Origin of the sequence: Streptomyces deccanensis (genome assembly GCF_022385335.1) — a bacterium.
In the GTDB taxonomy this organism is placed as follows: domain Bacteria; phylum Actinomycetota; class Actinomycetes; order Streptomycetales; family Streptomycetaceae; genus Streptomyces; species Streptomyces deccanensis.
This window is the reverse complement of record NZ_CP092431.1, coordinates 1,812,176-1,832,427: the sequence shown is the minus strand read 5'-3', so window position 1 is coordinate 1,832,427 and position 20,252 is coordinate 1,812,176. Positions and strand designations below refer to the sequence as shown.

General features: G+C 73.4%; 19 protein-coding genes. 9 read left to right on the top strand and 10 right to left on the bottom strand.

What is annotated here, in order from left to right; genetic code table 11:
* Positions 1–135 precede the first annotated feature (135 nt).
* From L3078_RS08155 to yczE, 3 genes are read right to left on the bottom strand one after another with little or no spacing between them, the layout of a single operon-like run.
* Positions 136–1,500 (bottom strand): MFS transporter, encoded by a 1,365-nt coding sequence (locus tag L3078_RS08155; protein ID WP_239752373.1) that lies wholly within the window; start codon positions 1,498–1,500, stop codon positions 136–138.
* A 41-nt stretch (positions 1,501–1,541) separates the two neighbouring features.
* Entirely contained in the window at positions 1,542–2,309 is a 768-nt protein-coding gene (locus L3078_RS08150) for a glycerophosphodiester phosphodiesterase family protein (RefSeq protein ID WP_239752372.1), read from the bottom strand.
* A complete protein-coding gene (yczE, locus tag L3078_RS08145; protein ID WP_239752371.1) occupies positions 2,306–3,028 on the bottom strand; it encodes a membrane protein YczE in 723 nt (240 codons plus the stop codon). The genes L3078_RS08150 and yczE overlap by 4 nt, the downstream gene beginning before the upstream one ends.
* Positions 3,029–3,091: 63 nt before the next feature.
* Between yczE and L3078_RS08140 the strand changes: the two genes are divergently transcribed.
* Positions 3,092–4,591, top strand: coding sequence for an SCO1417 family PLP biosynthesis transcription factor (locus L3078_RS08140; RefSeq protein WP_239752370.1), 1,500 nt, complete (start codon positions 3,092–3,094; stop codon positions 4,589–4,591).
* A 73-nt stretch (positions 4,592–4,664) separates the two neighbouring features.
* Here the strand turns inward: L3078_RS08140 and L3078_RS08135 are convergent, their stop codons facing one another.
* Positions 4,665–6,215 (bottom strand): ABC transporter ATP-binding protein, encoded by a 1,551-nt coding sequence (locus L3078_RS08135; protein ID WP_239752369.1) that lies wholly within the window; start codon positions 6,213–6,215, stop codon positions 4,665–4,667.
* A 37-nt stretch (positions 6,216–6,252) separates the two neighbouring features.
* Positions 6,253–6,447: a hypothetical protein gene (locus L3078_RS08130; protein WP_005485586.1), complete on the bottom strand. Its 195-nt coding sequence runs from the start codon at positions 6,445–6,447 to the stop codon at positions 6,253–6,255.
* 271 nt (positions 6,448–6,718) lie between these two features.
* Here L3078_RS08130 and L3078_RS08125 point away from each other — a divergent pair, with 271 nt between their 5' ends.
* The 5 genes from L3078_RS08125 to L3078_RS08105 all read left to right on the top strand — a co-directional run bounded on the left by L3078_RS08125 (position 6,719) and on the right by L3078_RS08105 (position 12,263).
* Positions 6,719–7,111, top strand: a complete 393-nt coding sequence (locus L3078_RS08125) for an ankyrin repeat domain-containing protein (RefSeq protein WP_239752368.1) — start codon at positions 6,719–6,721, stop codon at positions 7,109–7,111.
* Between the two features lie 302 nt (positions 7,112–7,413).
* A complete protein-coding gene (locus L3078_RS08120; protein WP_239752367.1) occupies positions 7,414–8,832 on the top strand; it encodes a HEAT repeat domain-containing protein in 1,419 nt (472 codons plus the stop codon).
* 139 nt (positions 8,833–8,971) lie between these two features.
* Positions 8,972–10,102: a glycosyltransferase family 4 protein gene (locus L3078_RS08115; protein WP_239752366.1), complete on the top strand. Its 1,131-nt coding sequence runs from the start codon at positions 8,972–8,974 to the stop codon at positions 10,100–10,102.
* On the top strand, positions 10,099–11,286 hold the full coding sequence (locus L3078_RS08110) for a glycosyltransferase (RefSeq protein WP_239752365.1): 1,188 nt from the start codon (positions 10,099–10,101) through the stop codon (positions 11,284–11,286). Before L3078_RS08115 ends, L3078_RS08110 begins: the two co-directional genes overlap by 4 nt.
* The gene (locus L3078_RS08105) at positions 11,283–12,263 is read left to right on the top strand and encodes an SGNH/GDSL hydrolase family protein (RefSeq protein ID WP_239752364.1); all 981 of its coding nucleotides are present in this window, start codon (positions 11,283–11,285) and stop codon (positions 12,261–12,263) included. Before L3078_RS08110 ends, L3078_RS08105 begins: the two co-directional genes overlap by 4 nt.
* A gap of 43 nt (positions 12,264–12,306) precedes the next feature.
* Here the strand turns inward: L3078_RS08105 and L3078_RS08100 are convergent, their stop codons facing one another.
* Genes L3078_RS08100 through L3078_RS08080 form a run of 5 tightly spaced genes read right to left on the bottom strand, consistent with a single transcriptional unit; the run spans position 12,307 to position 16,737 of the window.
* A complete protein-coding gene (locus L3078_RS08100; protein WP_239752363.1) occupies positions 12,307–13,179 on the bottom strand; it encodes a 5-oxoprolinase subunit C family protein in 873 nt (290 codons plus the stop codon).
* Positions 13,176–13,787, bottom strand: coding sequence for a 5-oxoprolinase subunit B family protein (locus L3078_RS08095; protein WP_239752362.1), 612 nt, complete (start codon positions 13,785–13,787; stop codon positions 13,176–13,178). The genes L3078_RS08100 and L3078_RS08095 overlap by 4 nt, the downstream gene beginning before the upstream one ends.
* Complete coding sequence (locus tag L3078_RS08090) at positions 13,784–14,542, bottom strand: LamB/YcsF family protein (RefSeq protein WP_239752361.1); 759 nt, start codon at positions 14,540–14,542, stop codon at positions 13,784–13,786. Before L3078_RS08090 ends, L3078_RS08095 begins: the two co-directional genes overlap by 4 nt.
* A gap of 24 nt (positions 14,543–14,566) precedes the next feature.
* A complete protein-coding gene (locus L3078_RS08085; protein ID WP_392311910.1) occupies positions 14,567–15,412 on the bottom strand; it encodes a putative hydro-lyase in 846 nt (281 codons plus the stop codon).
* 5 nt (positions 15,413–15,417) lie between these two features.
* Positions 15,418–16,737, bottom strand: coding sequence for an MFS transporter (locus L3078_RS08080; protein ID WP_239752359.1), 1,320 nt, complete (start codon positions 16,735–16,737; stop codon positions 15,418–15,420).
* 141 nt (positions 16,738–16,878) lie between these two features.
* Between L3078_RS08080 and L3078_RS08075 the strand changes: the two genes are divergently transcribed.
* The 3 genes from L3078_RS08075 (at position 16,879) to L3078_RS08065 (ending at position 20,218) form a co-directional block, all read left to right on the top strand.
* Complete coding sequence (locus L3078_RS08075; RefSeq protein WP_239752358.1) at positions 16,879–17,577, top strand: GntR family transcriptional regulator; 699 nt, start codon at positions 16,879–16,881, stop codon at positions 17,575–17,577.
* A gap of 84 nt (positions 17,578–17,661) precedes the next feature.
* A complete protein-coding gene (locus L3078_RS08070) occupies positions 17,662–19,185 on the top strand; it encodes a hypothetical protein (protein ID WP_239752357.1) in 1,524 nt (507 codons plus the stop codon).
* 148 nt (positions 19,186–19,333) lie between these two features.
* Complete coding sequence (locus L3078_RS08065; RefSeq protein ID WP_239752356.1) at positions 19,334–20,218, top strand: hypothetical protein; 885 nt, start codon at positions 19,334–19,336, stop codon at positions 20,216–20,218.
* The last annotated feature ends 34 nt before the right edge of the window (positions 20,219–20,252 follow it).

Genomic DNA, 20,252 nt, shown 5'->3' with positions numbered 1-20,252 from the left:
CCTTGTTGTACCCACCGGCGCCCGGTTTGTCACATCTGACAGCAGATGTCACCCAGCGTTTCGGCATCTTTGACGCGCAGTAACGGTACGCCTGGCAGGCCAAACGCGTACACTACAGCCCTTTCGCTTCCGGCGCTAAATCCTGTCCGGCACGGGGTTGCCCGCGTCGCTGATCGCCCGGCGCACCGGAACCCTCGTGAGCAGGGCGAACCCCAGGACGAAGAAGGCCACCAACGAGATGATCGCGTCCCGATAACTTCCGGTCAGCTGGTAGGTCACGCCGAACAGCAGCGGGCCCAGCCAGCTCATGCCGCGGTCGCTCATCTCGTACGCGGCGAAGTACTCGGCCTCCTTGCCGGGCGGCACGAGGTGGGAGAAGAGGGAGCGGGACAGCGCCTGGCTGCCGCCGAGGACCAGGCCGATGCCCGAGGCGAGGACGAAGAACCACAGCGGCGCGCTCGCCGGGAGGAAGTAGCCGGCGGCGAGGATCAGTGTCCAGGCGACCAGGGAGCCGAGGATCGTGCGCTTGGCGCCGTAGCGGCGGGCGAGTCGGCCCATGCCGAGGGCGCCGCCCACCGCCAGGACCTGCACCAGCAGCACGGCCACGATGAGCGTGGACTGCTCCAGGTCGAGTTCCTCGGAGCCGTACACCGAGGCCTGGGAGATCACCGTCTGGATGCCGTCGTTGTAGACGAGGTAGGCCAGGAGGAAGCTCAGGGTCAGCGGGTGGCGGCGCATGTCACGGACGGTGGCGGCCAGTTGACGCAGCCCTGGGGCCGTCGCCCCCTCGGCGCCCGCGGACTCTCCGGCCGGTCGACGCCGGTCGCGCAGACGTTTCAGCGGGATCAGGGTGAAGGCGCCCCACCACAGGCCCGCCGAGGCGAGACAGATACGGACGGCCATGCCCTCGGAGATGCCGAACGAGTCGTGGGCGGTGAAGAGGATCAGGTTCGCGACCAGGACCAGGGAGCCCGCCGCGTAGCCGAAGGCCCAGCCACGGGAGGACACGGCGTCGCGTTCCTCGGGCGGGGCGATCTGGGGCAGGTAGGAGTTGTAGAGCATCATCGCCACGGACTGCGCCGCGTTCGCCACGATCAGCAGGGCGCCGCCGAGGAGATAGCGGTCGCCGTCCAGGAAGAACATCCCCGCCGTCGCGGCCGCCCCGACGTAGGCGGTCGCGGCCAGGAGGGGCTTCTTGCGGCCCGTACGGTCGGCGGCCGCGCCCACCAGCGGCATGATCACCACGGCGAGGATCACCGACAGGGACACCGAGTACGCGAAGAAGGAGCCGGCGCGGACCGGTATGCCCAGCGGGTGGACGTAGCCGTCAGGGTCGGCGGCGGACTTGGCGACCTCGGTCAGATAGGGGCCGAGGAACACGGTCAGGACGCTGGTGGAGTAGACGGAGCAGGCCCAGTCGTAGAAGTACCAGCCGCGCTGTTCGCGCCGCCTGCCCGCGGCCTCGTCGGCCTCGTCCGTCCGCACGGTGTCGGTGCCCACCCGTGCCCCTCGCTTCCCCGTGAACGGGCCGCGCGAGGGCCTCAGACCCAGGCCCCCCGGTCCTCAAGCACCTTGCGCAGCGTGTCGATGTGATCGGTCATGATGCCATCGACGCCCAGGTCCAGGAGTCGGTGCATACGTTGCGGTTCGTTCACGGTCCAGACGTGCACCTGCAGCCCGCGCGCGTGGGCCGCGCGCACGAACCGGTGGTCGACCACGGGCACCCCCGCGTGCGACTCGGGCACCTGCGCGGCGACCGCCGAGCGCCGCACCGTGGCCGGGACGCCCCACGACCGCAGCCGCAGCCCCAGGACGCCGCTCGTGCCGTACGAGGTGGCCAGGCGCGGACCGGCGAGGCGCTGGGCGCGGGCCACCCGGGACTCGGAGAAGGAGCCGACGCAGACCCGGTCCCAGGATTCGGTCCGGGCGATGAGGTTGAGCAGGGGGTGGAGGGCCGACTCCGCCTTGACGTCGATGTTCCAGCGGACGTCGGGGAACTCCTCCAGGAGATCCTCGAAGAGGGGGACCGGCTCGGCGCCCGCCACGCGCGCGCGGCGGATCTCCTTCCACGGCAGGTCGGCTATCCGGCCCGCCCCGTCGGTCATCCGGTCCAGGGTCGAGTCGTGGAACGCGACGAGCTTGCCGTCGAGCGTGGCGTGGACGTCGGTCTCGATGTAGCGGTAGCCCGACTCCACCGCCCGCCGGAACTGGGCGGTGGTGTTCTCCAGGCCGTCGGCCGCCCCGCCCCGGTGGGCGAAGGCGATCGGGCCCGGGTGGTCGAGGTAGGGGTGGCGTATGAGGGCGGTCACCCGGGCAGTATGGCTCGCTTCGATGGACCGGTGGCAACGACCGTGCTGCCGGATCCCGAGGGCACGGCGAACACCCGAAGGAAGAACTGGGCGAGGGGACCGATGCAGAGGGCGTAGAGCAGGGTGCCCACCCCGACCGTGCCGCCGAGGGCGAAGCCGGTCGCCAGCACCGCCACCTCCACGGCCGTCCGCATCAGCCTCAGCGAGCGGCCGGTGCGCCGGTGCAGCCCCGTCATCAGGCCGTCACGCGGGCCCGGACCGAAGCGGGCCGCGATGTAGAGGCCGGTCGCCGCGCCGTTCAGCACGACCCCGGCGGCCAGCAGGGAGATCCGTACGGCCATGGAGTGCGCCTCCGGCACCAGCGTCAGGGTGGCGTCCATCGCGATGCCCACCACGAAGACGTTGGAGACCGTGCCGAGACCAGGGCGCTGCCGGAGCGGGATCCACAGGAGCAGCACCACCGCGCCCACGGCGATCGACACCACCCCGATGGTCAGCCCGGTCAGCTCCGCCAGGCCCTGGTGCAGCACGTTCCACGGCTCCAGGCCGAGACCCGAGCGTACGAGGAGCGCCGAGCTGGCGCCGTACAGCGCGAGACCGGTGTAGAGCTGGACCAGCCGGCGGCCCGTGTGCCTCCGGAGTCCGTGTGGTGGCTCGTGTCGTGGTTCGTGGCGTGCGGACAAGATGTCCCCCCTGGTGGTGCCGGTGGCCTGACGCATGACACTCTGTGGCTTGGAGAAAGTTGGCATCCATGGCCAATTCGCGGAAGGTGGACTGGAATCATGGCGCAGTGGACTTCGGCGGTCGGCGCGGCACAGCTCGCGCGGCTGCTCACCTCGCAGCAGGAGCGTCCCGCCGGCCCCGGCACGCGCCGCCCGCCCGCCTATCGCGCGCTCGCCGACGGGATCCGTCTGCTGGTGCTGGAGGGCCGGGTGCCCGTCGCCGCCCGGCTGCCCGCCGAGCGGGAGCTGGCGCTCTCCCTCTCCGTGAGCCGTACGACCGTGGCGGCGGCCTACGAGGCGCTGCGCACGGAGGGGTTCCTGGAGTCCCGGCGGGGAGCGGGCAGCTGGACCGCCGTACCGGCGGGGAAGCCGTTGCCCGCGCGCGGCCTGGAGCCGCTGCCGCCCGAGGCGCTCGGCTCGATGATCGACCTGGGCTGCGCGGCCCTGCCCGCGCCGGAGCCCTGGCTCACCCGGGCCGTGCAGGGCGCCTTGGAGGAACTGCCGCCCTACGCCCACACGCACGGCGACTACCCGGCCGGGCTGCCCGCCCTGCGCTCCATGCTCGCCGAGCGGTACACCGCGCGCGGCATCCCGACGATGCCCGAGCAGATCATGGTGACCACCGGAGCCATGGGGGCCATGGACGCCATCTGCCATCTCTTCGCGGGGCGCGGTGAGCGGATCGCGGTGGAGTCGCCGTCGTACGCGAACATCCTGCAGCTGATGCGGGAGGCGGGCGCGCGGCTGGTGCCGGTCGCCATGGCGGACGGGCTCGCCGGGTGGGACATGGACCGGTGGCGGCAGGTGCTGCGGGACGCGGCGCCCCGACTGGCGTACGTCGTCGCCGACTTCCACAACCCGACCGGGGCGCTCGCCGACGAGGACCGCAGGCGTGGGCTCGTCGACGCGGCTCGGGGCGCCGGGACGGTGCTGGTCGCCGACGAGACGATGAGCGAGCTGTGGCTCGACGACGACGTGGAGATGCCGCGGCCCGTGTGCGCGTTCGATCCGGCGGGGTCCACGGTGATCACGGTCGGGTCGGCCAGCAAGGCGTTCTGGGCGGGCATGCGGATCGGCTGGGTGCGGGCGGCGCCGGATGTGATCCGGAGTCTGGTCGCGGCTCGGGCGTACGCGGACCTGGGGACGCCGGTGTTGGAGCAGTTGGCCGTGAACTGGCTGATGAGTACGGGGGGTTGGGCGCAGGCCGTGGGGGTGCGGCGGGAGCAGGCCCGGGAGAACCGGGACGACCTGGTGGCCGCCGTGCGTCGGGAGCTGCCGGACTGGGAGTTCTCGGAGCCCCGGGGTGGGTTGACGCTGTGGGTCCGCACCGGGGGACTCTCGGGGTCGAGGCTCGCCGAGGTGGGGGAACGGGTGGGGGTCCGTGTGCCGTCCGGGCCCCGGTTCGGGGTGGACGGGGCGTTCGAGGGGTATGTGCGGCTGCCGTTCACGGTGGGGGGAGCGGTGGCCGAGGAGGCGGCGGTGCGGTTGGCGGCGGCGGCGCGGTTGGTGCGGGACGGGGCGTCGGGTGGGGGCGAGGGGCCGCGGACCTTCGTGGCGTGAGGGGTCGGTGGGCGGGTGTGCGGCGGGTGCCGCCGCCCACCCGTGCCGCCCGCACGACTGCCCGCGGTGGGGCTCACGTCTCCGCCGGGGCCGCCTTCGTGAACGCGTCCGCTGCGGGTGTGTGGGGCGGGAGCAGGTCCAGGACTGCCTGGCGGTGGGGTTCCGGGGTGGTGTCGTCGTAGGGGTCCGGGGTGGTGGGGACCTGGAGGCGGAGCGCGGGGGCCGGGCCCAGCCGGGCGTAGCCGCGGCCCGGCGGCATGTCCGGGGTGGGCGTGGTGGGGGGCGCGGCGCCCAGGACCGTCTCCACCTGTTCGGGGGAGGCGGGACCGAGGACGACACGCGCGCGCGTGTGCTGACGTACCGCGTCCGTGAGGGAGTCCAGGTGGTCGAACTGTTCGGTGATCACGACGGCGACGTCGACCGCGCGGCCGTGTCTGAGGGGGATCTGCAGGAGGGACTGCGGGTCGGTCCTGCCCTCGGCCGCGGCGAGGTGGGACAGCACGCTCGGGCGGTCGAGGAGGAGCCAGAGGGGCCGGCGGATGTCGTCCGGCGGGGGATGGCCCGCCTGCCGGGCCCGGTTCGTGGCGATCAGCCGGCGCTCCGTCTCCTGGGACGCCCACTCCAGGCTCGCCAGGGCCCCGGAGAGTCCGCTCTCCACGGCGAGCACGCCGTCGCGGCCGGTCAGACACGCGTACTCGCCGCTGCCGCCGCCCTCGACGATGACGACGTCGCCGTGCTGGAGCGCCTGGAGGGCGATCGAGCGGAGCAGGGTCGTGGTGCCGCTGCCGGGCTCGCCCACGGCCAGCAGATGCGGTTCGGTGGACCGGACGCCGGTGCGCCAGACGACCGGCGGCACGTCCCGCTGCTCCTCCCCGGAGGACAGGGGAAGGGTGCGCTGGACCTGGGTCTCGTCGGTGAAGCCGAGGACCGTCTCGCCCGGTGCCGTCACGAAGCGCTGGGCGGTGATGTCGGTGGCGAGCGGGGGGAGGACGGCGACGGTGAGCTCGTTGCCCTCCTCGTCCCAGGTGAACCGGTACTCGCGGCCGCGGCCCGCCTTGGTGTGCAGCAACTGCTCGACGCGTGCGCGGGCCTCGGCCTCGCCGTCCGGGAAGTACGCCGGGTAGCGGATCAGCAGATGGCAGACGCGGCCAGTGCCGTCGAACGCGTACGTGGGGAAGGCCTTGTCCCAGGCGCCGCCGTGCGTGTAGAGCGGCTCGGGGTCCTCCGCGGCCGAGAAGGAGGGGACCAGCGCCTCGTAGAGGGAGCGCAGGCGCTGGGTCTGGGACTCGTCCGGGCCGGCCGGCTCGGTGACGGCGCCCTCGCGGCCCGCCCACGCCGCCGCCGCCATCAGCGCGATGACGGCGAGCAGCGGGCCGTACGGCACCAGGGTCACGACCAGGACGATCGAGGCCGCCAGGAAGAGCAGTGACCCGCGACGGTCCTTCGGGGTCTCGGCCCATCTGAGGCGGCCGGCGGCGACCAGCCGGCGCAGTCCACGCGTGATCGTGATCAACGGGTGGAGGACGTCGGTGGCGCCGTCGGCCGCCGTCCGGGCCAACTCCCGGCTCCTGGCGAGGTGCGCGCCACCGGTGCTCAGAATGCGGGGGAGGGGGACCCGGGCCACAGCTGTCTCCTGGGGGTGCGTGCGGATGGGGGCGGGGTCAGAACTTGATCCCGCCGAGGAGGCTCGCGAGGCTCTCGCCGCCCGCTGTGATGCTCGGGGCGATGCCCGTGCTGGCGAGGTAGAAGCCGAAGAGCGTGACGACGATGCAGTGCGATGCCTTCAGGCCGTCCTTGCGGAAGAACAGGAAGACGATGACGCCGAGCAGGACGACGCCTGAGATGTTCAGGATCATGTGGGCTCTCCTGGTTGATGGGGACAATCACCATGAGTTCTTCCAAGGTCACAGGATGTATCCATACGATAAAAGGTGCATATGGGTGAAATATCGAGGATTTCGCCCAGTCGGCCGCATCGGGACTGGGCCGTCCGGGCTGGGCTGTTGCGCGCGACGGGACTCGGTGTGATCTTTGCCTCGGCTCTGTCCGCTGATGTGCGCGTCGAGCCAGTACCCTGACGATTCACCCGTTCGGCTCGAAGTGCGTATGTGAGAGGTGGTCCCGGCGATGAGCGAAGCCCCCGACCCGGCGGTCGTGGAGCTGGCGACCAAGATCTTCGATCTGGCCCGTAGGGGCGAGACCGAGGCGCTCGTGGGGTACGTCGACGCGGGCGTGCCGGCCGACCTCACCAACGACCGCGGCGACTCGCTCGTGATGCTCGCCGCGTACCACGGTCACGCCGACGCCGTACGGGAGCTCCTGGCCCGTGGCGGGGAGGCGGACCGGGTCAACGACCGCGGTCAGACTCCCCTCGCCGGGGCGGTTTTCAAGGGCGAGGAGAGCGTCATCCGGGTCCTCCTGGAGGCCGGGGCCGACCCGGCCGCGGGCACGCCGAACGCGGTCGACACCGCACGCATGTTCGGAAAGACGGAACTGCTCGAACTGTTCGCAGCACACTGATCAACATGTTCTGACCAGGTAAAACGCAAAAGACGGGGGAGGCGGTACGGGGCCGCCGGAAATTTCGGTCGCGGCAGGAAGAACCGCCGGGTCATCATGACGTCGTGATTCACGGACATGACGGCTGGGCAGGTGTTGCCGCACCGCGTGGGCCGTGACGCGGTCCGCATGGGCCACCGACGAGAGGCAGAGGAAGATGGTCTTCAGCAAGCAAGAGACGGCGGGCGCACCGACGTGTTGTCACGCGGCCAGGTAATGCAGGATCCCCGGTTGCGTCGACGCTTGATGTGAGGCTGTTTCCCATGTTCGAACCGGTCATAGCGCCCAGCGGTACGCTGCTCGGCCTGCTGCAGCGGGGCCGCGGCGACGGCACCCTGCACGCGCTCACCGCCCCGCGGGCCGAGGCGCTCGCGGCACTGAACCACTGTGTGCTGAGCGACCCCCGCCACGACTGGCAGGTGGAGAACCGCTCCCTGTACTACGCCCGTCTCTACCTCGACCTGAGCGGCGAGCTCGACGAGATCGAGCGGCACCTCTTCGACGCCGAGGACGTGCTCGACACCGACGAGTCGCGCACGGGCCTGGCCCTCGCGGTCCTCGGGCACCTCGCCTCGTACGGCAGGCGGGACGCCCTCGCCCTGCTGCGCAGGTACGCCGCCGTGGGCACCAGCTGGGCCTGGGCCCTGGACGAGCTGGCCCTCCGGGACGACGACGAGGGACTGCGCTCCCTCGCCGAACCCGTCCTGGCCCGTTTCGCCACGGATCCGGAGGGCGAGGCCGAGCTGGCCGCCGCCGTCCGTGACGCCTTCGAACCCCGGCCCTGGCGGCTGTGGGCCGACGATCCCCGTGAGGCGATCGCCACCCGTGTGCGGGCCGCCCACGAGACCGGCTGTTTCGACCGCTGGCAGCGGCAGATGCGACCGAGCGGGCCCCGGCCCGGATGGAGCGTCGCGGCCGTGTTCGAGTGGGCCCAGCAGGGCATCGAACGCGGAGCCGTCCTCCATGTGCCGGCCGCCCGGTGTCTGACCGCCGTCGCCGGCCCCGAGGACCGGCCCGAGATCCTCGCCGCCGCCCGCTCGGGCGACGACGGCGCCCGCTGCACCGCCTTGCGCTACCTCGCCGACGGCAACGATCCCGACGCCCTCGACCTGATCGAGGGCGCCGTGACCGACGGCACGACGATGGTCGTGGAGGCCGCCGTCGACGCCTTCGAACGGATGCGCAGCATGGCCGCCGTCGACCGGGCACGCGGCTGGGTGCACCGGCCCGACCCCCTCGGCGCCGCCGCGGGACGCATGCTCGCCTGTCTCGGCGGGACCAAGGACAGCGACCTGGTGCTGGGCGCGCTGCGCGAGGCCGTACGCGGCGAAGGACCGGACGCGCAGACCCTGTGGACGCTCGTCGACGGCGCCGGACGCCTCGGCATCGTCTGCGCCGCGCCCGTCCTGCGCCACATCTACCGTGAGACCGCCTCCTCCCACCTCCGCGGCCGCGCCGCCCGCGCACTCGCCGCCACCGACCCCTCCTTCGCGGCCGGCTTCGCCGTCGAATGCCTCTGGGACTGCGAGGAGACCACCCGCGAGATCGCCGCCCGGCACGCCGAGACGGGAGACGCGCGCGTCGTCGACCAACTCCGCAGGCTCGCCGCCGACCCGGCCGAGGAGGCCGAGGTCCAGACAGCCGTACGCAGCCGAATCGGTCCTGACATGCCCGCAATGTGAACACCCCGTGACCCGGAGGTCAGGAGGGCATGGACACGGTCTGACCTGGACATGTGTGCAGCGCAACGCTCATGGGACGTTCCTCGTCCGGAAAGATCCACGTTGACGCGGCCACGTCCAGCACGACGACAACACCCCTATGCGTGTCGTCATAGTGACCGAGTCCTTTCCCCCCGATGTGAACGGCGTGGCCCACTGCGCCCTGCAGACCGCGCGGCACCTCGTCGCGCGGGGGCACGCCCCGCTCGTCGTGGCCCCGGCCACCGCCCAGGGAACCGGAGCCGGAGCCGACCTCCAGGCACCGTGCCCCGTCGTCCGCGTCCCCTCCCTCCCGCTCCCGGGCTATCCCCAGGTCCGCGTCGCCCTGCCCAGCCGCAGGGTCGCCGCGGCGATCGTCGAGCACCGGGCCGACATCGTCCACCTGGCCAGCCCCTTCGTCCTCGGCGTGCGCGGCATGGCGGCCGCCGCCCGGCTCGGTGTGCCCGCCGTCGCCATCTACCAGACCGACCTCGCGGGATACGCCCGCACCTACGTCCACGCCGGTGAGGCGGCGGCCTGGCGGCGCATCCGCTCCGTGCACGCCGCAGCCGACCGCACCCTCGCCCCGTCCAGCGCGGCCCTGCGCGACCTGGAGGCACACGGTGTGCCCCGCGTGAGCCTGTGGCCGCGCGGCGTCGACACCGTCCGGTTCCGCCCCGAGCTGCGCGACGAGGCCCTGCGCCGCGAACTGGCGCCGAACGGTGAGCTGATCGTCGGCTACGTCGGCCGTCTCGCCCCCGAGAAGCAGATCGAACTGCTCGCGGGTGTGTGCGGGCTGGAGGGAGTGCGGGTCGTCGTCGTGGGCGACGGGCCGAGCGAACCGGGGCTGCGCGAAGCCCTGCCGGGAGCCGTCTTCCTGGGGCGCCGCACCGGCGACGAACTCGCGCGGATCTTCGCCTCGTTCGACGTCTTCGCCCACACCGGCCCCTTCGAGACCTTCTGCCAGACCGTGCAGGAGGCCATGGCCAGCGGGGTGCCCGTGGTGGCGCCCGCCGCCGGGGGCCCGCTGGACCTCGTCGCCCACGGGCGCACGGGGCTCCTGGTCCCGCCGCGCGACGCGGCCGCCGTACGCGACGCCGTGTGGTCGCTCGCCGCCGACCCGGCACTGCGGGCCGCCTACGGGGCCGCCGGACGGGCCATGGTCGAAGGGCGCACCTGGGCGGCCGTCGGCGACCAGCTCATCGGGCACTACGCCGACGTGCTGACGGCGCGGACGGCGGTGGCGGCATGACCGGGAACGCTGTCGAGGGAGCACCGAGGGACGGTGCCCGGACCGGGCTGCGGATCGTGCGGCTCGCCAACTTCGTCGCCCCCTCCTCGGGCGGACTGCGGATCGCGCTGCGGGAACTGGGCAGGGGATACGAGGCGGCCGGGCACGAGTCGGTACTGATCGTGCCCGGCGAGCGGTACACCGACCGCGCGACCGAGCAGGGCCGGGTGATCACCCTGCCAGGACCGCTGCTGCCGGGCACCGGCGGCTACCGGGTCCTCATGGACAAGGGGCGGGTGGCCGGCCTCCTGGAGTCGCTGGGGCCCGACCGGCTGGAGGTCTCCGACCGCACCACGCTGCGCTGGACGGGGAAGTGGGCGCGGCGGGCCAGGGTGCGCGCGGTGATGGTCTCGCACGAGACCGCCGACGGGGTCCTGCGGACCTGGGGGCTGTCCGAGGGCATGGCCCGACGGGCCTCGGACGCCCTCAACGTCCGTACCGCCCACACCTACTCGCGAGTGGTGTGCACCACCGAGTTCGCCGAACGGGAGTTCGTGCGGATCGGGGCGCGCAACGTCGTCCGGGCCCCCCTGGGCGTCGACCTCGTGGGACGGCACCCTGCCCTGCGCGACCCGGGGCTGCGGGAGCGGCACGCGCGCGAGGACGAGGTCCTGCTGGTGATGTGCTCCCGGCTGTCCGTGGAGAAGCGGCCGGGCACGGCCCTCGACGCCCTGGAGGCGCTGCTGCGGCGCGGACGGCGGGCCGTGCTGGTCGTCGCCGGTGACGGCCCGCTGCGCGGCAGGCTCGAACAGCGGGCCAAGGGGCTGCCGGTGACCTTCCTCGGGCACGTGGGCGACCGCGAGACGCTGGGCGCCCTGCAGGCCTCCGCCGACGTCGCCCTGGCCCCCGGGCCCGCCGAGACGTTCGGGCTGGCCGCACTGGAGGCCATGGCCTGCGGTACCCCCGTGGTGGCCAGCTCCTCCTCGGCGCTGCCGGAGGTCATCGGCTCGGCAGGCGCCACGGCGGCCGACAACGGGGAGTCCTTCGCGGACGCCGTCGAACTGCTGCTGGACCGCACCGAGGGCGAGCGCAGGGAGGCGGCACGCGCGCGTGCCGAGTGCTTCGGCTGGCAGACCGCGGTGGACGCCTTCCTCACCGCGCACGACGCGACCGTCGGGCGCCCGGTGCGGGAGGGCGTGGGATGAGAGCCCTGCGGTTCGTGGCCCTCGGCGACTCCCTCACCGAGGGCGTGGGCGACCCCGTCGAAGGCGGCTGGCGGGGCTGGGCCGCGCTGCTCGCCGAAGGGCTCCGAGCGGACGTGGGGCCGGGCGGTGGGGCGGATGCGAGGCCGGGCCGTGGGCCGGATGGGGGGCCGGGCGGCGGGTCGGGGGTGGGGCTGCACGCGGGGTCGGGCCCGGGGCTGCATGCGTGGCCGGGCGCCGGGCCCACCGTGGAGTTCACCAACCTGGCCGTCAGCGGCTCCCAGACGCGTGACGTCCTGGAGCGGCAGCTGTCCGCCGCGCTCGACCTCCGCCCGGACATCGCCTCGGTCGTCATCGGCGTCAACGACACCCTGCGGTGCACCTTCGACATCCACGCCGTCACCGCTCGCCTCGACGCCGTCTACGCGGCGCTCCGGGAGCGCGGAGCGGTGCTGCTCACCGCCTGTCTGCCCGATCCCGGGGCGATGCTCGGTCTGCCGGGGGCGCTCGCCAGGCCCCTCGCCCGGCGGCAGCGGGCCGTCAACACCGTCGTGCACGCCCTGTCCGAGCGCCACGGAGCCGTCCATCTGCACGCTTCGGAGGGCGCCTGGCTGACGGACCGCGCGATGTGGAGCGCGGACCGGTTGCACCCCGGCGAACGGGGACACCGGCAGCTCGCCCTCCGCTTCCACGCCCTGCTCACCGAGGCGGGCATCGCCACGGGCCCGGCGCCCTCCGCCGAGCCCGAGTTCGAGGCGCCGGGCCGCGCCGCCGGCTTCTGGTGGCTGGCCACCGCGGGCACGGGCTGGGTGGCCCGGCGCTGCACCGACCTGCTCCCGCAGCTCCTGGCCCTCGCCGCCGCCGAGGTACGCCACAAGGCGCGCGGCACCAGCGCCCGGCTGGACCTGTCCGCCTCCCACGCGGTCGCGTCGGCCCTGGCCGCGCTGTCCGCCCCCGAGCAACGGCCGGAGGTGGCGTGAGGCGGCCCGGGGCGACCGGACCGACGCCGGGCGCCACCCCTGGTCAGCGGCGGTGCCGTACGGCGACGAACCGTACCGGCGTGCCCGGCGTGGCCTGGGCCGCGCCGGGCAGGTCCGCCGGGTGGACGACCGCGATCACCGGATAGCCCCCGGTGGTCGGGTGGTCGGCGAGGAAGACGACCGGACGGCCGTCCGGCGGCACCTGGACGGCGCCCAGCACCATTCCCTCGCTGGGGAGTTCACCCGGCCGGGAGCGCTCCAGGGCGGGCCCCTCCGTGCGCAGCCCGATGCGGTTGCTCGCGGACGACACGGCGTACGGATGCCTGGTGAGGGTGCGCAGCGCCGTGTCCGTGAACCAGTCGTCGCGTGGTCCCAGGGTGACGCGCAGCACCAGCTCCGAGGGCGGCGCGGGGTGCGGGACGACGTCCACGCGCGCGTGCGGGCGGCACGGGCGGCCGAGCGGGAGCACGGTGCCGTCCGTCAGCGGGGGCGGACCGAGGCCCGACAACAGGTCCGTGGAGCGGCTGCCCAGCACCGGTTCGACGGCCACACCACCGGCGACGGCGAGATAACCGCGTACGCCGGAACGGGCGGGGCCGATGTCGAGGAGGGCGCCGCCGGGGACACGTACGGGCGCGCCCCACGGGGCCGGGCGGCCGTCCACGGTGACCGGACCGGGGGCACCGCCGACGGCCACGACGACCGCCGAGCGGGGCCGCACGGAGCAGCCGTTGAGGGTGGTCTCCAGCACGGCCGCGTCCGGGGAGTTGCCCACCAGACGGTTGACCAGGGCGGCCGCCGGCGCGTCCAGGGCGCCCGAACGGGGCACGCCGAGGTGGGCGTGCCCGGGGCGGCCCCGGTCCTGGACGGTGGTCAGGGCGCCCGCGCGGACCACCACGAGGGCATCGTCCGTCACGGCGTCTCCAAGGGGGTGAAGCGGACCCGGGTGCCCGGCGCCAGCAGCGCGGCCGGCACGCGCGCGGGGTCCCACAGCACCGCGTCCGTCGTGCCGATGAGCTGCCAGCCGCCGGGGGACGCGCGCGGGTAGACGCCGGTGTACGGGCCGGCCAGGGCGACCGACCCCGCGGGGACCGACGTGCGCGGGGTCGCCCGGCGCGGGACCTCGCGGGGCAGCCCCGTGAGGTAGCCGAAGCCGGGGGCGAAGCCGCAGAACGCCACGCGGTACTCGGCGCCCGCGTGGGCGCGGACCACCTCGGCCTCGTCGACACCCCAGTGCGCGGCGACGTCCGGCAGATCGGGGCCGTCGTACCGCACGGGGATCTCGACGACCTGCTCCGCGCGCGGCGGGACCGGCGGGATGTCCCAGGAGACGAGGCGTTCGGCGAGGCGGGACGGGGCGTCGAGGCCGTCCAAAAGGACCGTACGGGCGGCCGGGACGATCTCGGTCGCCGACAGGTCGCCCGTCGCGCGGCGGCGGAGCAGCTCGGCGTGCAGGGCTTCGGCCTCCTCGCCCGTCCCCACTTCGATCAGCAGGGCGCGGTCTCCGACCGGCAGGGCTCTCATGAGAACGCCTCCACGCGCACGCCGGCGGCCGCCAGCGAGGACCGCACCCGCCGGGCCAGCTCCACCGCGCCCGGTGTGTCGCCGTGCAGACAGAGGGAGCGGGCCCGGACGGGGACGCGTACGCCGGAGTGGGACACGACCGTGCCGTCCGTGGCGAGGCCCAGCGACCGGGCCACCACCGCGTCGCCGTCCGTGATGACGGCACCGTCCTGACCGCGCGGCACCAGCGTGCCCAGGTCGGTGTAGGCGCGGTCCGCGAACGCCTCGGTGACGGCGGGCAGTCCCGCCCCTTCGGCCAGCGCGAGGAGACGCGAGCCGGGCAGGCCGAGGACGGGCAGCGCGGCGTCGGCGAGGCGCACTCCGTCGACGACCGCCGCCGCCTGTTCCTCGTCGTGCACGACGCGGTTGTAGAGCGCGCCGTGCGGCTTCACGTACGACACGCGCGTGCCCGCCGCGCGTGCGAAGACCTCAAGAGCACCGATCTGGTAGGCCACTTCGGCCGCCAGTTCGGCGGGCGGCACGTCCATCGCGCGTCGCCCGAAGCCCGCCAGGTCGCGGTACGAGACCTGGGCGCCGATCCGGACACCGCGCTCGGCCGCCAGCTCGCAGACCCGCCGCATGGTGACCGGGTCCCCCGCGTGGAAGCCACAGGCCACGTTGGCGCTGGTGACGACGGACAGCAGCCGCTCGTCGTCGGTCAGCGTCCAGCGGCCGAAGCCCTCGCCGAGGTCGGCGTTGAGATCGATCGAGCCCATGAATCCCATTCTCTCGCTTGTATGTCAGAGCACGCGGTACTGCTCGTCGCGGGCGTCGGTCAGGAACATCTGCCCCGGGGCGTGCGTGATCGCGAACGGCGGGCGTGACGCCATCACGGCGGCCTGGGGTGTCACCCCGCAGGCCCAGAACACCGGGATGTCGTCCGGTGCGGCGTCGACCGGGTCGCCGAAGTCCGGACGGGACAGGTCCTCGATGCCGAGGCCCGTCGGCTCGCCGCAGTGCACCGGGCCACCGTGCACGGCCGGCAGCAGACTGCTCTCCCGGATCGCCGCCGCCAGGTGCTCGGGCGGCACCGGACGCATCGACACCACCAGCGGGCCACGCACCCGCCCGGCGGGCCGGCACCGGCGGGAGGTGACGTACATCGACACGTTGCGGCCCTGCTCGACGTGGCGCATCGGGACGCCCGCCCCGGTCAGCGCCGACTCGAAGGTGAAGCTGCAGCCGATCAGGAACGACACCAGGTCCGCCCGCCAGACGTCGACCACGTCCGTCGGCTCGGCCACCAACTCGCCGTGCTCCCAGACCCGGTAGCGCGGCAGGTCGGTGCGCAGGTCCGCGCCCCGGGCGAGCGGGGTCGTCCACGCGCCGGCGTCCGTGACGTCGAGCACGGGGCACGGCTTGGGGTTGCGCTGGCAGAACAGCAGCATGTCGTACGCCCAGTCGGCGGGCACGGAGATCAGGTTCGCCTGGGTGTGTCCGGCGGCCACTCCCGCCGTGGGGCCCGCGGCACCCGTACGGAACCGGGCGCGCGCCTCCTCGGGGGTCCACGCGTGCGCGTGCGGGTCGACGGAGGCGAAGGGCCGGTCGTGCGGGGCGGCTGCCGGGTCGGGGTGCCGCGTGGTCAGGGGGTTCACAGCAGTTCCCTTCCGCGTGTCTCCGGGAGGCCGAGCAGGGCCACCGCCGCCAGGCCGTAGCCGATCGCGCCGAAGACCAGCGCGCCGCCGACGCCCCAGCTGTCCGCCAGGAAGCCGACCGTGGTCGGGAAGACGGCGCCCACCGCGCGCCCGGTGTTGTACGTGAAGCCCTGCCCGGTGCCGCGGACGGCCACCGGGTACAGCTCGCTGAGGTACGAGCCGAAGCCGCTGAAGATCGCCGACATGCAGAACCCGAGGGGGAAACCCAGCACCAGCAGCAGGGTGTTGGCGCCGTTCGGGATGTTCGCGTACGCCAGGATGCACAGCGCCGAGAGCACGGCGAAGAGCCAGATGTTCCGGCGGCGGCCCAGCAGGTCGGTGAGATAGCCGCCGGTGAGGTAGCCGATGAAGGCGCCGGAGATCAGGAACGTGAGGTAGCCGCCGGTGCCGACGACCGACAGACCCCGCTCCGTCTTCAGATAGGTCGGCACCCAGGTCGCCAGCGTGTAGTAGCCGCCCTGGACGCCGGTGGAGAGCAGCACCGCGAACACCGTGGTGCGCAGCAGCCCCGGCGCGGAGGCCGTGCCCGGCCGGAAGATCACCGCGAACGAGCCCTTCTCGGCGCTCCGTTCGCGCGCGGCCGCGGCCTGCGGGGCGTCCTCGACCGACCGGCGCACCCAGATCACGAGCAGCGCGGGCAGGGCGCCGGTCCAGAACATCACGCGCCAGGCCAGGTCGTCGTCGAGGAAGGAGAAGACCATCGTGTAGACGATCACGGCCAGACCCCAGCCGACCGCCCAGGAGCTCTGGATCGCGCCGAGCGTACGCCCCCGGTGCTTGGCGCTCGCGTACTCGGCGACGAGGATCGCGCCGACCGCCCACTCCCCGCCGAAGCCGAGCCCCTGGAGGGCGCGGAAGACCAGCAGCGTCTCGTAGTTGGGCGCGAAGCCGCAGGCCACGGTGAACACGGCGTACGTGATCACGGTGATCATCAGCGCCTTGACCCGGCCGATCCGGTCCGCGAGCACACCGGCCGCGGCGCCGCCGATCGCGGACACGACCAGCGTGACCGTGGTGAACAGCCCGGTCTGGCCGTTGTCCAGGCCGAAGTAGGCCGTGAGCGCGACCATGCTCAGCGGCAGCGTGAAGTAGTCGTAGGAGTCGAGGGCGTAGCCGCCGAACGCGCCGCCGAAGGCGCGGCGGCCGCGCGGGCCGAGGGCCCGCAGCCAGCCGAGGGGGCCGTCGTCGGCGGGCCGGCCGTCGGGGTCGGGTTCGCTCGTGGAGGTCAGGGCCTGGGAAGGAGGGTTCGTACTCATGTGCACCTCGCGGTGAGGGGGGAGGGTGCGTGAGGACTGAGCCGTGGTGCGGAGGGCGCCTGTCCAGCAAGGTAGAGGATCGTTGAACGATCCTTCAATACCCCTGTTGTTTCGTTCTCCTCTCTGCGATTGAATTCCGGCATGGCCGCCGAACTGACGGGACTTGCCGACGACCGCGCCCTCCTGGGGCGCACCAGCACCGCCGAGCGGGTCTCGGACATCCTCCGCAGCCGCATCGCCGAGGGCTTCTTCCCGCCCGGGACCCGGCTGTCCGAGGACAGCATCGGCGGCGCCCTCGGTGTCTCCCGCAACACCCTCCGCGAGGCGTTCCGCCTGCTCACCCATGAACGGCTCCTCGTCCACGAGCTCAACCGGGGCGTCTTCGTACGGGTGTTGACCGTCGAGGACGTGGAGGACATCTACCGCACCCGCCGCCTCGTCGAGTGCGCCGTCGTGCACGGGCTCGGGGAGCCGCCGTACGGTCTGGACGGGCTCGCCGCGGCCGTCGCGGAGGGGCAGCGCGAGGCCCGCGAAGGCGACTGGAAAGGGGTGTCCACCGCCAACATCCACTTCCACCGCGAACTGGTCGCCCTCGCCGGCAGCGCCCGCACCGACGAGCTGATGCGCAGCGTCTTCGCCGAACTCCGGCTCGCCTTCCACGTGGTGGACAACCCGCGCAAGTTGTACGAGCCGTACCTGGCGCGCAACCAGCTCATCCTGGAGACGCTGCGGCGGGGGGAGCGGGACGAGGCCGAGCGGATGCTGGCGGCGTATCTCGACGACTCGCTCCGGGGACTGGTGGAGGTCTACGGACGGAGGGTCCGCGACAGCGCCCCGTGAGCGACAGCGCCCCGTGAGCGGCGCGGGGGCTCGCCCGGCGGCGCGTTTGGGTCGATGTCAGACCCAGGACCTAGTCTGTGCACCGTGACTTCACCCGCATCGACGGACAGTGTTCCGCCCCAGCTCAGCGCGGGGCCGCGCCCCGCGCCGGGGCCGGCCGCCGACGAGGGACTGGCGCGGCGGCTGCGCGCGCTCGCCTGCACCGCGCCGCTGCACGACCTGGACGCGCGCAAGGCGAACCTCGCCGGTGAGTACACGGTGTACGGCATGGCCGAGGTCGCCCTCGCCGCCATCGACCTGGTCACCCTGAACATGGACTTCGACACGGGCGCGGACCACGACCAGATCGTCGCCCGCCTCATCCCGCGCATCGCCGCCCAGGCCCCCCGGCGGCCCGTCGAGGAGCACGAGCGGGTGGCCCGCTGGGTCCTGGAGAACCTGATCAACGTCGGCAGCGTCGACCGCGGCTTCCGCGCCGTGTACGGGACCTTCGCGCCCGACGGCACCTACGTCCGCCGCGACTACGACTTCAAGCTGATCGAGGAGGTCCCCGGCTACGGCGGCGGTGTCTACCTCCGGACGACCGACGAAGCCGTCAACGTCCTCGTGGGCGCCCTCGACACCGATGTCACCAGCGCCCAGATCGCCGCCGAGGTCAAGCTGGAGGTCCTGATCAGCCGGGGCCGCCTCGCCGACGCCCAGCTCGCCGCCGAGCAGGCCCGCTACCGGACCGTGCAGTACTCCGAGACCCTGCGCAGGGCCCTGGACGCCACCCGGCGCAACGTCCGCGCGGTGGACTGGCTGCGGACCGTGCCCGACATGATCGCCGAGGCCCTCGACCACGTCGCCGACCGCTACCGCCACGAGAACGCGATCCTCACCAACATCCGCAAGGCCCGGGACGAGTCCGAGGAACCCGAGCAGAAGCGGCGCGCAGCCGAGCTCGTCGACATCGTCAAGGACTGCATCCGGCGGCACACGCAGTTGCAGTCCCGGCTGCTGGAGGCCGGACCGCTGTTCCGCGCCGAGCAGGACCGGCAGGCCTTCGCCACGCCGATGACGACCTCCGGGATAGATCTCTACGGGCATCTCGTCGGACCACTGCTGCCGCTGCCCGTGGAGCAGGCCCGGCGGGTGACCGACGCGTTCTTCGCGCGCGGCACCGGCTTGCGCACGCCCGGGTCCGTGCGGGTGGGGGACCTCGTGGAGCTGCTGTTCACCCCGCCCGTCGAGCGGGAGCACCTCGGGGCGGAGATGCCGGAGCCGGACCTGATCGCCACGCCCGACGACAGCCGGTTCAGCGAGGAGCAGTTGGCCGCGGCGAAGCGGCTGCTGGACCTGCCGGCGGACGCTCCCCGGCGGCTGTCCGGGCTGTTGGCCCAGGCCCGGCTTCAGGACCCCGAACTGCCGTATCTGGTCGCCCTGTTGGCCGTCCACGCGGCGAGCCCCCCGGTCGGTACGGCCTATCGGCAGGGCGAGGAGAAGCTGCTCTTCGCCGTGGACGACGGGGTGGAGCTGGACGATCCCGAGTTCGGTGGAGCGGATCTGATCGTGGGGATGGCCCTGCTGGACTCCGCGGGGATGGCAGCGGAAAGGGAGGCCGTGTGAGAACGCCGTCAGGATTCCCGCCGCCGGCCGAGTGCGGCTCGCCCGTGGCCGGTCGCGCCCACGCGGCGGAGCCGCCTCTGTCACAGTCCCGCGCCCCCGCGAGGGCGCTCGCCGTACGCCCTGGTTATGAGATCGAGGAGTTCTTGTCGTGAGTGAGCATGTCGAGTGGAGCGAGCCGGAGACGTCGGCCGCTCCGGTGGCTGCCGCCCTCACTCCCGCCGACGCCGCCGATGCCGCTCGGCTCGTCGCCTTCGGGCTGCAACCGAAGTTGCAGCCCGCCCGTGACCAGGAGTACGGCGAGCTGCTGCGGCGGTACCGGGAGGATCCGGCGTTCGCCCGCCTCGCCGACGCCGTCGCCACCGGGCTGGGGCTGGTCGTGCTGGAGGTGTCGCCGCGGGCCGGCATGGCGGTGACCGCCGCCGAGGACTCGGTGTTCGCCGTGCGGATGGGGGAGTACGCACGGCGGACGTCGGCGGACTCGGTGGACCGGTTCCTGCACGGGCTGGCCCATCTCGCGGTGGCCGCGATGGCGTTCCCCCGCCCCGAGGACCTCGCGGACGACGGCTACATCGGACGGGTCTCGGTCAACGGGGTCGACGCGTTCGTACGGCAGGCCTGTCGGCGGCTGGAGGAGCGGGCCGAGGAGCAGGGGGAGAACACCGACCCGGCGACCGACGCGCCCGGCCTGGAGTCGGCCTGGCGGATCTGGGCCAGACGCAGCTCCACCGGGGCCACCAAGGACGCCCGCCGGCTCGCCGGGTCCACCACCGGCATCATCGCCAAGGCGGTGGGCTTCCTGACCGACTCGGGTTTCCTCCAGCGCACGGGCGACGACAACGGCGGTACGTACCGCACGACCGCGCGCTACCAGCTCCAGGTACGGGACATGGCGGGCAGCGCCGCGATGGCCGAACTGCTGGAGCTGGGCGTGGTCCCGGTCACCGACGGTTCGGCGACGCTGCTGCCGGCCGAGGACACCGACGACCTGGAGCTGGTGGCCGACGCGGGACTGCCGTTCCACTCACCTTCCTGACCCCGCGACTGCCCTGACTCCGAAACCGCCCTGA